Source organism: Enterococcus mundtii, from assembly GCF_003957375.1.
Classification (GTDB): domain Bacteria; phylum Bacillota; class Bacilli; order Lactobacillales; family Enterococcaceae; genus Enterococcus_B; species Enterococcus_B spodopteracolus.
This window is the reverse complement of sequence record NZ_CP025473.1, coordinates 2,473,063-2,485,985: the sequence shown is the minus strand read 5'-3', so window position 1 is coordinate 2,485,985 and position 12,923 is coordinate 2,473,063. Positions and strand designations below refer to the sequence as shown.

The following is a 12,923-nucleotide window of genomic DNA, read 5'->3' as shown; positions in this document are numbered from 1 at the left end:
AGATGTATGGCGGAATAGAAGCAGGCGGAACAAAATTTATTTGTGCGGTATCAGATAATGGAGAGATCATTGAAAAAATCAGTGTACCAACGACGATGCCGGAAGAAACCTTGGCACGTGTGTTTGACTTTTTTGATCGGTTTGAGTTAGAAGCAATTGGAATCGGTTCCTTCGGTCCAATCGGTATTGATCCAACGAATGATCGCTATGGCTATGTCTTAGCTACGCCTAAACAAGGATGGCGAGATTTTGATTTCTTAGGAAGCATCAAACAACGATACGACGTTCCTTTGGCATGGACAACCGACGTCAATGCTGCGGCATATGGTGAATTGTTGAAAGGGGCGGCGCAAGGGAAAAACAGTTGTATCTACTTGACTGTCGGCACAGGTATTGGTGGGGGAGTTGTGTTGAATAGCGATATTCTTTCTGGGAGTGCACATCCGGAAATGGGACACATCATGGTCAAGCGTCACCCAGAAGACGACTACGAAGGAACTTGTCCTTTCCATAAAGACTGTTTAGAAGGATTAGCTGCTGGACCATCGATCGAAGCACGTACAGGAATCAAAGGGCAAGATTTACCTGAGGATCATTCTGTCTGGGATATCCAAGCATATTACCTTGCACAAGCATTAGTCAATTATACATTGACATTAGCGCCAGAAAAAATCATTTTAGGTGGTGGTGTCATGAATCAAGCACACTTACTACAAAAAGTGAGAGAACAATTTATGACATTAATGGCTGGTTACATGGAAACACCGCCAGTAGATGAGTACATTGTTCAATGGGGCATGCCGAATGAAAGTGGGATCATTGGAAGCTTGCTTTTAGCGGAAAAAGCACATCGAGAAGGAATCAAATAAATTTAGTTTATTGTTAAAGTTCTGAAAAATAGAAAAACACATACTGTACTAATTCTTGATGTTGCATCGGCTAAGGCAACATCAAATAGTATGGTATGTGTTTTTCTATCCAGTGAGATCAAGGCTACATCGATTTTTTTCAAAGCTTAGTTGATTGGAAAAATGACTTGTGTCAATAACTCGTCTTCTGGTGTTTCAAGTGTGACGTAAGCACCTTGGTGTGGGGCGATAACTGCTTTTCCACTATACGTTTGGCTCATATAAACCTCATCACTTGCAGAAATTGCAGTATTGATAGGAATCCCTAACTCAATGTCCAAGATGGTAAAGTCATCATTACTATTCAGGTAAGTACAGTAGAGGGCATCAATCAGTTGGCCACCTTGTTCAGCAACAACTCCAGTATCTATTGTAGCGATCAAGTTCTTCATGGTAACAGCAGTCGCTTTGGTTGCTACAGCAATTTGTGACGAAAGGTTAGTTCTTTCAATATTCATATGAATAATCTCCTTGATGTTTTAGATACATATAATGTAAGAGCAACATATAGGCGCTTACTGTCGATTTATATTTTTTGATAGAAATAGGAAAAAAGCTGAGAATCGGGGACCGTATTAAGTTCCCAAATCTCAGTTTTTTGTTTATGACTATTTTCAAGTGTTTACCATAATCCCGGCAATGCTCTTGCAATGATTTTTTCTTGTGTAAATGGATGGGTCATATGGAGTTCCAACGCATGGAGCATCAAACGTTTCGCTGGCTTCGTTTGATAGAGCGGGTCACCAACAATGGGGTGGCCTTGATTTGCTAAATGTACACGGATTTGGTGGGTTCGTCCTGTATCCAAGACACAATAGATCTTTGTTTTATCTGCCGAAACTTCGGCAACTTGGACATGTGTGATGGCTGGTTGCCCATTTCTGGGATCAACCACTCGTTTGCGACGATCATGACGATCTCTGCCGATTTTGTCTGTGATTGTTACATCTTGAGAAAGTTTACCCCAAACAACGGCTTGATAACGGCGGTAGATTTTTTTCTGTTCCAACATTCTACCTAAAATAGGTAAAATAAAAGGATTTTTAGCAAATAGAACAGCCCCACTCGTTTCCTTGTCTAATCGATGAACGACATATGGACGTTGTTTTTTTTGATCTAAGTAAGCAGCCAGGTGATTCAATAACGTATTCGTTTCTGTCGGTTCATTCGGATGCGTTTTGATACCGACTGGTTTGTTGACGATGATCAAGTGTTCATCCTCGTACAACACGCTGACTTTTGCTGCTTCCCCCAATTGGATCTCTTGATAACTATAGTCGGTTTCTTCAAAGTGCAAAGTGATTTGATCTCCAGCTTTTGCTTCGTGATGGAATAAAACAGATTCGCGATTCAATAAGACGTTTTTACGTATACGTAAAAAGTGCCGAACTTTTCTTGGTACAAGCCACTCATTTTCTAATAATTCTCGAATCGTCATGGTTGGATGAGATTCAGGTAACGTGATTGTGATGTCCACATGCTCACACCTTTCATTGAAATTCAGATTCATTGTAACATTTTTAACAGATATTTAAGAAAAAAATGGAAAATTCTCGTCATTTCATATGCTAAACTATCCACATTGTGAATAAACAAAGCGTACACCTACATCTCAAGCAGGACGTCACGCATAATTAGTTATGTTAAAATGAGAAGAATTAGATCAATAGACAGGAGAAGAAGTGAATGGATTTTCAGAGCATGCTAAGAAGAATAAAAACTGCGCTCATCAGTTTTTGGCGATGGATTAAGCCTTACCTCGGACAATTCCATCGTTGGCGCAAGCGTATTTGGAAAAAATATCATATCAACAAGTTGATTTTACTGATCGGACTGATCTTCGTATTGATCACGAGTATTTATCTATTTGTATTAGCGAAACAAGCGAATGTTGAAACACTGAAATCTGGTTTGAGTCAGTCGACCGTGATTTATGATAAAAACAACGAAGAGGCGGGGACGTTGTATGCACAAAAAGGGTCTTATGTGGAGTTAGATGCGATTTCTCCACTGATCCAAGATGCTGTTATCTCGACCGAAGACCGGAATTTTTATCAACATCCTGGTTTTGATATCAAAGGGATTGCCAGAGCAGCAGTAAGGATGATCACATCTGGTGGTACAGGCGGGGGTGGCGGAAGTACCATTACCCAACAGTTAGCCAAAAATGCGTATCTTACACTAGATCAAACATTTGACCGAAAAGCGAAAGAACTTTTTCTAGCGATTGAAATCGAGAAGAAGTATAGCAAAGAAGAAATTTTAACGATGTATCTAAACAATGCCTATTTTGGTAATGGGGTTTGGGGTGTACAAGATGCATCAAGACGCTATTTTGGGGTGGATGCTAAAAATGTCACACTGTCTGAAGCTGCTACGTTAGCGGGGATGCTGAAGGGTCCTGGTATCTACAACCCAATCGATCATCCAGAAAATGCCAATAATCGGAAAAATACGGTATTAAGCGTGATGGCAGACAATGGTAAAATCAGTGAAGAACAAGCAACTGCTGAGTCTCAAACAGATATCACACACTATTTGAATGATACGTATACTGGTTCGGAGTCTGGTTATCGTTATCCTTATTATTTTGATGCAGTGATTGATGAAGCGGTTAGTGAATATGGTTTAGCTGAAGCTGATGTCATGAACAAAGGCTATAAAATCTATACGTCATTGAATCAGAATTATCAGCAACAACTAGAAGCGACTTATCAAAATGATGCGTTATTCCCTCCAAATGCGACAGATGGTGCCATGGTCCAATCAGGTTCGGTTGCACTAGATCCGAAAACAGGAGGGGTTGCAGCACTCGTTGGTCGACGTGGGGAACATGTCTTTAGAGGATTCAACTTTGCAACGCAGATGAAACGTTCACCTGGTTCATCAATCAAACCACTCAGTGTATTTGCACCTGCGTTAGAAGCTGGCTATACACCGTCAAGTATTCTTGAAGATAAACCACAATCTTATTATGATGCACACAACTTTGATGGGACCTATCAAGGGGAAGTACCGATGTATCAAGCAGTTGCTCAAAGCTTGAATTTACCTGCTGTGTGGTTACTTCATGAGATTGGTCTTCAAAAAGGCTTTGATAAGACAAAAGAATTTGGCTTGCCTTTAGCTGATTCAGACAAGTATTATGGGTTAGCGTTAGGTGGTTTGAAAAATGGGGTTTCTCCTATGACTATGGCGGGGGCTTATGGTTCATTTGCCAATAATGGGAAGATGTATACACCGCATTTGATCACCAAGATCGTTGACTCTACTGGAGCAGTCATCGTTGATAATACCAACAGTAAACCAAAGCAGGTCATTTCCGAAGAAACAGCGAACCAAATGACTAGCATGTTACTAGGTACGTTCTCTAATGGAACGGGTGTTGCAGCGAATCCATACGGCTATACGGTAGCTGGAAAAACAGGAACGACAGAAACGAATTTTGATGCAACAAAAGCGAATGACCAATGGATCGTTGGCTATACTCCAGATGTAGTCATATCTACTTGGTTGGGATTTGAAGAAACGAGTGAACTTCACTATTTAGAAGGTACAAGTGGCAATGTGGTGGGGAAAGTCTTCAAATCAGCAGCAGAAGGCATCTTGCCTTACACCGAGCAAACAAGATTTAATGTTGCGGATGCCTATGCTACCGGTGGTCAAGTCGTCCCAGCAGATCAAGTACCAGATAATTCCCAAAATAATGAAGAGAATCAGGGGAACTGGCAAGACAATTTAGATCGTTATGGCGAACAAGCAAAAGATGGCCTAAGGAATTTTGGCGATATGCTGAGAGAAGGCGTACAAGGCATCGGTGATGCAACACGAGATCTATGGCGTCGATTCCAAGGAGAGTAGGCACTTTGAAAACAAATCACCTCATGTTACAATAGAGTTTATTAAATAGAAGAAAAGAGGCCGTCGTATGTCAAATATTTATGATAGTGCAAATCAAATCGAACGTGAGATTCGTGAACTAAAAGAATTCAAAGAGCTAGAAGAAGCTTATGCAAAAGTAAAAGCGAATGAAGAAGCACATCAACTGTTCAAAGATTTCCAAGCGATGCAGATCGAATTACAAGAAAAACAAATGAGCGGACAAGAATTTAGCGATGAAGATGCTGCCAGAGCGCAAGAAATGGCAATGAAAATCCAAACAGAAGAAGTCATCAATGACTTGATGCAAAAAGAACAAGGGTTCAGCACGATCATCAACGATTTAAACCGTATCATCATGACACCAGTACGCGACTTGTACAGCGAATAGTCACCAACAAAATAACTCTCTGGCATGAAATCTCTAAAGGATTTCATGCCAGTTTTTTTATGAAAAATAATTTTTTCTTTCAGAAGAAAAAGTGATGGACAGGCAAGGATCATCCTTTGGTATCATTAAGTTGCAGAAAGACACGGATAAACAAACGAGAGGATGTGAACCTATGCGAAAAAAAATGACGATCGAAATTACCGCACCGATTAAAGGATTGAATGTTACGAAACCTTTTGACTTAGCCCTTTTCAATCAATTTATCCTACATAAACGAACAAAAGAGTTACTACAGACACTAAAAAAAATGAAATATCAGCTTGTCGAAGATTCATGGGCCTATGATAAAAATTTTCGTTGGGTATCCACAAAAACGCATTTCGAGCATTATCAAAACAGTTTGATCTGGGCAGAAAAACTGGATCGATTCATTTATCAGCGGTTAACAGAAAAACAAAAGAATCACACGCCTTTTGCTTTTCTTTCATTGATGATAACTCATCGCTATATTCACGAATATGCACGTTATACAGTGAAAGACCAACGAATGATCTTCCAAGAGATCCGCCAAAATCCCCAAGTAGAAAATAAAGATCTTTTTATGTTTGAAAAATTAAAAGAGGGCGTCAGCTTGGCAATTACGGCTAGAAGACCTTCATTAGCGGAAAAACAAAAGAATAACGAGCAAACACAAAGCCTTTGATCGTATCATTGAGTCCTAATTTAATAGACAAAGCAAAAACTTAAAGCATATTGCATGCTTTAAGTTTTTGCTTTGTCTGGGTACAATCGTAAATCCTTTGAATCAAGTTTTAGATATGAGGAGTATCAAGATAATTTACTAATGGAAGATCAGTTTCTTTTAGTAGTTCAACGACGAGTTGAGCGACTAAAGCAGCACCTTCTAGACTAAAATGGGTGTTGTCACAAAGACCTGAGTGATAATTTTCATAAGTATCAACTGGTAAATGCAAGTAGAATTTTTTTGTTTCTTCTTGCGTATACTGTTGAAGAGTTGCTTGTGAACGAGTGAAAACATCCAAAATAGGGTAGTTATTTTTTTAGAGGGGGGAGTGTAAAAGAAACCTTTGAGTCACTACGGAGCATGACGGGGTCGTTTAGTGTTAGCCTATTCCTCTCATTGGTTTGGCTATGTCTTGCTCTTTATTTATCGTTGAAGTTGAAGAGAAAAGCAAGTCCGATGGCGGTGCTCATTTATTGGTTTCAGAAGTCCTGCTGTTGTTCGGTACACAATTCATTGCTTACCCTTTTGTCTTTTTCTATCTATTAGCAGCGGGTTCAAGTACGTATCGCCAAAAAATAGAGCAAAGGTGGAGATCGGATGTTTCAAAGTAAAGTAGCTAATCTAATCATTCGAGAATTTAATCCGGACCCGAATATTTTGAAAGTGGGTAGCTCTTATTGTGTGATTGTTTCTTCTTTTGAGGGTTACCAGGTATTCGTGTATATGAATCAACAGATCTGATCAATTAGGAACATAAAACAGATAGTTTAACTGATCAAGTATGGTTAAAGGGTCATCCGATCAATGGAAGTATCTGAGCGCCACAAATCAGTTACTTAGCTGGGCGATTTTATCTTATCTTATTTATACAGATGTTAAAAGCGTAGCATGTCCTTTTAAAGACACCCACAATTACATGATGATCGCAGAGGATATCAATGGACCTTGGGAAAGTCCAATCTATCTAAATAGTAGGGGAGGTGATCCCTCTCTTTTTCTTGATCCACGTACAGGTAGGAAATGGCTTTTGAATGAAATCTGGGATTTTCGACTAACTACACCTAATAAATCAGCAGGGATCGTCATTCGAGAATATGATGCAAAACAAAAACAACTAGTCGGGCCGATTCACACGATCCTACAGGAACCGAACACGCAAAGACCGAAGCACCTCATCTTTACTATGTCAATGATTACTACTATTTGCTGACTGCTGAAGGTGGTACTGAAATTGATGTGCAGACACTATCGGGGGGGTTACAGGAAACTTTGTTGGTATTGGTGTGTATGATTTAAACGTAAGAGGTGGGAGCTATGCTGATTTTGATTATTTCAACTATTAGGAAATAGAAATGGAATGAAATAAATAAAAAAAGATTAGGTGTAGTGAAAGTTAAATTTTACCTTGACCAATCTTTTTTTTAATGATAGTATAGTCAACGTTGCTGAAACATGAAAACAATCATGAAATTTGTTTAAAAGTTTTATTGACAATCATAATTTTATATGATAATATAACGAAGTTGGTTATGAGAGATGAGTTTTTATATGTTGATTTCATTAAGAAATAAACAAAAAAACATGTTGACAAATAACAAACGATGAGTTATGATAAGTGAGTTGCTAAAACGACTTCGTGAAAAACGAGTCAAAAAAACTTTTAAAAAATAGTTGACAATCATCCGAGAGTTTACTAAGATATAAAAGTTGCTACGGCAATCACAAATGATGAATTGAGGCAGTTGTGTTTCATTTATCATGTAGACCTTTGAAAACTGAACAAAGTAAGACAAACCAAATGTGTAGGGCGTCTTGATTCAATTCAAGACAACAAACATTTTTAACAAGCAAGCAATATGCTAGCAAACAAATTGAGCTTAACAATCGCAAGATTGTTCTAACTTTTATTATGAGAGTTTGATCCTGGCTCAGGACGAACGCTGGCGGCGTGCCTAATACATGCAAGTCGAACGCTTCTTTTCCCACCGGAGCTTGCTCCACCGGGAAAAGAGGAGTGGCGAACGGGTGAGTAACACGTGGGTAACCTGCCCATCAGAAGGGGATAACACTTGGAAACAGGTGCTAATACCGTATAACAATCGAAACCGCATGGTTTCGTTTTGAAAGGCGCTTTACGGTGCCGCTGATGGATGGACCCGCGGTGCATTAGCTAGTTGGTGAGGTAACGGCTCACCAAGGCCACGATGCATAGCCGACCTGAGAGGGTGATCGGCCACATTGGGACTGAGACACGGCCCAAACTCCTACGGGAGGCAGCAGTAGGGAATCTTCGGCAATGGACGAAAGTCTGACCGAGCAACGCCGCGTGAGTGAAGAAGGTTTTCGGATCGTAAAACTCTGTTGTTAGAGAAGAACAAGGGTGAGAGTAACTGTTCACCCCTTGACGGTATCTAACCAGAAAGCCACGGCTAACTACGTGCCAGCAGCCGCGGTAATACGTAGGTGGCAAGCGTTGTCCGGATTTATTGGGCGTAAAGCGAGCGCAGGCGGTTTCTTAAGTCTGATGTGAAAGCCCCCGGCTCAACCGGGGAGGGTCATTGGAAACTGGGAGACTTGAGTGCAGAAGAGGAGAGTGGAATTCCATGTGTAGCGGTGAAATGCGTAGATATATGGAGGAACACCAGTGGCGAAGGCGGCTCTCTGGTCTGTAACTGACGCTGAGGCTCGAAAGCGTGGGGAGCAAACAGGATTAGATACCCTGGTAGTCCACGCCGTAAACGATGAGTGCTAAGTGTTGGAGGGTTTCCGCCCTTCAGTGCTGCAGCTAACGCATTAAGCACTCCGCCTGGGGAGTACGACCGCAAGGTTGAAACTCAAAGGAATTGACGGGGGCCCGCACAAGCGGTGGAGCATGTGGTTTAATTCGAAGCAACGCGAAGAACCTTACCAGGTCTTGACATCCTTTGACCACTCTAGAGATAGAGCTTCCCCTTCGGGGGCAAAGTGACAGGTGGTGCATGGTTGTCGTCAGCTCGTGTCGTGAGATGTTGGGTTAAGTCCCGCAACGAGCGCAACCCTTATTGTTAGTTGCCATCATTTAGTTGGGCACTCTAGCAAGACTGCCGGTGACAAACCGGAGGAAGGTGGGGATGACGTCAAATCATCATGCCCCTTATGACCTGGGCTACACACGTGCTACAATGGGAAGTACAACGAGTCGCGAAGTCGCGAGGCTAAGCTAATCTCTTAAAGCTTCTCTCAGTTCGGATTGTAGGCTGCAACTCGCCTACATGAAGCCGGAATCGCTAGTAATCGCGGATCAGCACGCCGCGGTGAATACGTTCCCGGGCCTTGTACACACCGCCCGTCACACCACGAGAGTTTGTAACACCCGAAGTCGGTGAGGTAACCTTTTTGGAGCCAGCCGCCTAAGGTGGGATAGATGATTGGGGTGAAGTCGTAACAAGGTAGCCGTATCGGAAGGTGCGGCTGGATCACCTCCTTTCTAAGGAATATTACGGAGACTACACACGTTTGTCGATACTTTGTTCAGTTTTGAGAGGTCTACTCTCAAAATTTTGTTCATTGAAAACTGGATATTGAAGTAAAAATGTAAGTAATACAAACCGAGAACACCGCGTTGAATGAGTTTTTTAATAAGTTCAATTGCTTATTTTTCTTGATTGGACTTCTATCGCTAGAAGAAAGATCAAAACCCAACCGTAAGGTTGATAAGGTTAAGTGAATAAGGGCGCACGGTGGATGCCTTGGCACTAGGAGCCGATGAAGGACGGGACTAACACCGATATGCTTTGGGGAGCTGTACGTAAGCTATGATCCAGAGATTTCCGAATGGGGGAACCCAGCATCTTTTATAGGATGTTACGTATACGTGAATACATAGCGTATATGAGGTAGACGCAGAGAACTGAAACATCTAAGTACCTGCAGGAAGAGAAAGAAAATTCGATTCCCTGAGTAGCGGCGAGCGAAACGGGAAAAGCCCAAACCAATGAGCTTGCTCATTGGGGTTGTAGGACTCCGATATGGTAGTTCTTTCAGATAGTCGAATGACTTGGAAAAGTCAGTCAGAGAGGGTGAAAGCCCCGTAGATGAAATTTGGAAGGCACCTAGGAGGATCCTGAGTACGGCGGAACACGAGGAATTCCGTCGGAATCCGGGAGGACCATCTCCCAAGGCTAAATACTCCCTAGTGACCGATAGTGAACCAGTACCGTGAGGGAAAGGTGAAAAGCACCCCGGAAGGGGAGTGAAATAGAACCTGAAACCGTGTGCCTACAACAAGTCAAAGCCCGTTAATGGGTGATGGCGTGCCTTTTGTAGAATGAACCGGCGAGTTACGATTGCATGCGAGGTTAAGTTGAAGAGACGGAGCCGCAGCGAAAGCGAGTCTGAATAGGGCGTTTGAGTATGTAGTCGTAGACCCGAAACCATGTGATCTACCCATGTCCAGGTTGAAGGTGCGGTAAAACGCACTGGAGGACCGAACCCACGTACGTTGAAAAGTGCGGGGATGAGGTGTGGGTAGCGGAGAAATTCCAAACGAACTTGGAGATAGCTGGTTCTCTCCGAAATAGCTTTAGGGCTAGCCTCGGAATTGAGAATGATGGAGGTAGAGCACTGTTTGGACTAGGGGCCCATCTCGGGTTACCGAATTCAGATAAACTCCGAATGCCATTCATTCATATCCGGGAGTCAGACTGTGAGTGATAAGATCCATAGTCGAAAGGGAAACAGCCCAGACCACCAGCTAAGGTCCCAAAATATATGTTAAGTGGAAAAGGATGTGGGGTTGCACAGACAACTAGGATGTTGGCTTAGAAGCAGCCACCATTTAAAGAGTGCGTAATAGCTCACTAGTCGAGTGACCCTGCGCCGAAAATGTACCGGGGCTAAACATATTACCGAAGCTGTGGAGTACACCTTTAGGTGTATTGGTAGGAGAGCGTTCTAAGGGCGTTGAAGGTAGATCGTGAGGACTGCTGGAGCGCTTAGAAGTGAGAATGCCGGTATGAGTAGCGAAAGACAGGTGAGAATCCTGTCCACCGAATGACTAAGGTTTCCTGGGGAAGGCTCGTCCGCCCAGGGTTAGTCGGGACCTAAGCCGAGGCCGACAGGCGTAGGCGATGGACAACAGGTTGATATTCCTGTACTCGTTGTTTTTGTTTGAGCAATGGAGGGACGCAGGAGGCTAAGGAATGCAGACGATTGGAAATGTCTGTCCAAGCAGTAAGTCTTGATAGGAGTCAAATGCTTCTAACTTTAAGGACAAGCTGTGATGGGGAGGGAAATAATAGTACCGAAGTTCCTGACGTCACACTGCCGAGAAAAGCTTCTAGTGAGAAAACAACGACCCGTACCGCAAACCGACACAGGTAGTCGAGGAGAGAATCCTAAGGTGAGCGAGAGAACTCTCGTTAAGGAACTCGGCAAAATGACCCCGTAACTTCGGGAGAAGGGGTGCTGATCGTCAGATCAGCCGCAGTGAATAGGCCCAAGCGACTGTTTATCAAAAACACAGGTCTCTGCAAAATCGTAAGATGAAGTATAGGGGCTGACGCCTGCCCGGTGCTGGAAGGTTAAGAGGAGTGCTTAGCGTAAGCGAAGGTACGAATTGAAGCCCCAGTAAACGGCGGCCGTAACTATAACGGTCCTAAGGTAGCGAAATTCCTTGTCGGGTAAGTTCCGACCCGCACGAAAGGCGTAACGATTTGGGCACTGTCTCAACGAGAGACTCGGTGAAATTTTAGTACCTGTGAAGATGCAGGTTACCCGCGACAGGACGGAAAGACCCCATGGAGCTTTACTGTAGTTTGATATTGAGTGTCTGTACCGCATGTACAGGATAGGTAGGAGCCGTAGAAGTCGGAACGCTAGTTTCGATGGAGGCGCTGGTGGGATACTACCCCTGCGTTATGGCCACTCTAACCCGCACCACTGATCGTGGTGGGAGACAGTGTCAGATGGGCAGTTTGACTGGGGCGGTCGCCTCCTAAAGAGTAACGGAGGCGCCCAAAGGTTCCCTCAGAATGGTTGGAAATCATTCGAAGAGTGTAAAGGCAGAAGGGAGCTTGACTGCGAGACCTACAAGTCGAGCAGGGACGAAAGTCGGGCTTAGTGATCCGGTGGTTCCGCATGGAAGGGCCATCGCTCAACGGATAAAAGCTACCCTGGGGATAACAGGCTTATCTCCCCCAAGAGTCCACATCGACGGGGAGGTTTGGCACCTCGATGTCGGCTCGTCGCATCCTGGGGCTGTAGTCGGTCCCAAGGGTTGGGCTGTTCGCCCATTAAAGCGGCACGCGAGCTGGGTTCAGAACGTCGTGAGACAGTTCGGTCCCTATCCGTCGCGGGCGTTGGAAATTTGAGAGGAGCTGTCCTTAGTACGAGAGGACCGGGATGGACTTACCGCTGGTGTACCAGTTGTTCTGCCAAGGGCATTGCTGGGTAGCTATGTAGGGAAGGGATAAACGCTGAAAGCATCTAAGTGTGAAGCCCACCTCAAGATGAGATTTCCCATTTCTTTAAGAAAGTAAGATCCCTGAGAGATGATCAGGTAGATAGGTCAGGAGTGGAAGTACAGTGATGTATGGAGCGGACTGATACTAATCGATCGAGGACTTAACCAAAATAAAATGAAAAACTCGGAGAGTTTCTTACTGATACTTCAAATCCAGTTTTGAGTGAACAAGATTTACTCAAAGATAGATAACACCAAGTGTGGTGGCGATGGCGAGAAGGATACACCTGTAACCATGCCGAACACAGAAGTTAAGCTTCTTAGCGCCGATTGTAGTGAGGGGTTGCCCCTTGTGAGAGTAGGACGCCGCCACGCAAATGAAAACAGTTGAACGAAAGTTCAGCTGTTTTTTTTGTCTGGATGCGAACAAATTTTCGGTTTTTTGCTGAAAAAAAGCAATGGAAATGTTATGATAAATCATATATAAACAAAAAAAGCCAACAGATATCGTTCTGTTTTAGTAAAGCGACACAGACAAACTCGTATTTTATTTATCTT

The 12,923-nt window shown here is 43.2% G+C and carries 8 protein-coding genes, 3 rRNA genes and 1 pseudogene; 9 read left to right on the top strand and 3 right to left on the bottom strand.

The genetic code is table 11. The features are described from left to right. Positions 1-2 precede the first annotated feature (2 nt). A complete protein-coding gene (locus tag CYK55_RS12075; protein WP_034689744.1) occupies positions 3-869 on the top strand; it encodes an ROK family protein in 867 nt (288 codons plus the stop codon). Between the two features lie 146 nt (positions 870-1,015). On the opposite strand, the gene CYK55_RS12070 is transcribed toward CYK55_RS12075, so the two are convergent. Together CYK55_RS12070 and CYK55_RS12065 are read right to left on the bottom strand one after the other, a co-directional pair. After that, positions 1,016-1,366 carry a hypothetical protein gene (locus CYK55_RS12070; RefSeq protein ID WP_034689741.1) on the bottom strand — a complete coding sequence of 117 codons (351 nt, stop codon included), beginning with the start codon at positions 1,364-1,366 and terminating at the stop codon, positions 1,016-1,018. Between the two features lie 164 nt (positions 1,367-1,530). Then, the gene (locus CYK55_RS12065; protein WP_034689739.1) at positions 1,531-2,385 is read right to left on the bottom strand and encodes an RluA family pseudouridine synthase; all 855 of its coding nucleotides are present in this window, start codon (positions 2,383-2,385) and stop codon (positions 1,531-1,533) included. A 209-nt stretch (positions 2,386-2,594) separates the two neighbouring features. Between CYK55_RS12065 and CYK55_RS12060 the strand changes: the two genes are divergently transcribed. The 3 genes from CYK55_RS12060 (at position 2,595) to CYK55_RS12050 (ending at position 5,881) form a co-directional block, all read left to right on the top strand. Continuing rightward, the gene (locus CYK55_RS12060) at positions 2,595-4,769 is read left to right on the top strand and encodes a PBP1A family penicillin-binding protein (RefSeq protein WP_126134363.1); all 2,175 of its coding nucleotides are present in this window, start codon (positions 2,595-2,597) and stop codon (positions 4,767-4,769) included. 67 nt (positions 4,770-4,836) lie between these two features. Beyond that, complete coding sequence (locus tag CYK55_RS12055; RefSeq protein ID WP_010734167.1) at positions 4,837-5,178, top strand: YlbF family regulator; 342 nt, start codon at positions 4,837-4,839, stop codon at positions 5,176-5,178. 172 nt (positions 5,179-5,350) lie between these two features. Continuing rightward, positions 5,351-5,881: a hypothetical protein gene (locus tag CYK55_RS12050; RefSeq protein WP_126134362.1), complete on the top strand. Its 531-nt coding sequence runs from the start codon at positions 5,351-5,353 to the stop codon at positions 5,879-5,881. A gap of 109 nt (positions 5,882-5,990) precedes the next feature. Here the strand turns inward: CYK55_RS12050 and CYK55_RS12045 are convergent, their stop codons facing one another. Then, positions 5,991-6,221, bottom strand: coding sequence for a hypothetical protein (locus tag CYK55_RS12045; RefSeq protein ID WP_235186420.1), 231 nt, complete (start codon positions 6,219-6,221; stop codon positions 5,991-5,993). Between the two features lie 299 nt (positions 6,222-6,520). On the opposite strand from CYK55_RS12045, the pseudogene CYK55_RS12035 reads away from it, so the two are divergent. The 5 genes and pseudogenes from CYK55_RS12035 to rrf all read left to right on the top strand — a co-directional run. Continuing rightward, positions 6,521-7,150: pseudogene (locus CYK55_RS12035) on the top strand (family 43 glycosylhydrolase); the annotation flags it as partial. A gap of 20 nt (positions 7,151-7,170) precedes the next feature. Continuing rightward, complete coding sequence (locus tag CYK55_RS14095; protein ID WP_161633751.1) at positions 7,171-7,266, top strand: hypothetical protein; 96 nt, start codon at positions 7,171-7,173, stop codon at positions 7,264-7,266. A gap of 562 nt (positions 7,267-7,828) precedes the next feature. Further along, positions 7,829-9,389, top strand: a 16S ribosomal RNA gene (locus CYK55_RS12030). Positions 9,390-9,619: 230 nt separating this feature from the next. Beyond that, positions 9,620-12,534 (top strand): 23S ribosomal RNA (locus CYK55_RS12025). A 90-nt stretch (positions 12,535-12,624) separates the two neighbouring features. Continuing rightward, positions 12,625-12,740, top strand: a 5S ribosomal RNA gene (gene rrf, locus CYK55_RS12020). Together the 16S, 23S and 5S rRNA genes form the textbook arrangement of a ribosomal RNA operon. Positions 12,741-12,923: the final 183 nt, after the last annotated feature.

Excerpts from the sequence above, each read along its gene's own strand:
- CYK55_RS12055 (WP_010734167.1), top strand. The coding sequence starts at position 4,837 with ATGTCAAATATTTATGATAGTGCAAATCAAATCGAACGTGAGATTCGT.
- CYK55_RS12070 (WP_034689741.1), bottom strand. The coding sequence starts at position 1,366 with ATGAATATTGAAAGAACTAACCTTTCGTCACAAATTGCTGTAGCAACC.
- CYK55_RS12075 (WP_034689744.1), top strand. The coding sequence starts at position 3 with ATGTATGGCGGAATAGAAGCAGGCGGAACAAAATTTATTTGTGCGGTA.
- CYK55_RS12060 (WP_126134363.1), top strand. The coding sequence starts at position 2,595 with ATGGATTTTCAGAGCATGCTAAGAAGAATAAAAACTGCGCTCATCAGT.
- CYK55_RS12050 (WP_126134362.1), top strand. The coding sequence starts at position 5,351 with ATGCGAAAAAAAATGACGATCGAAATTACCGCACCGATTAAAGGATTG.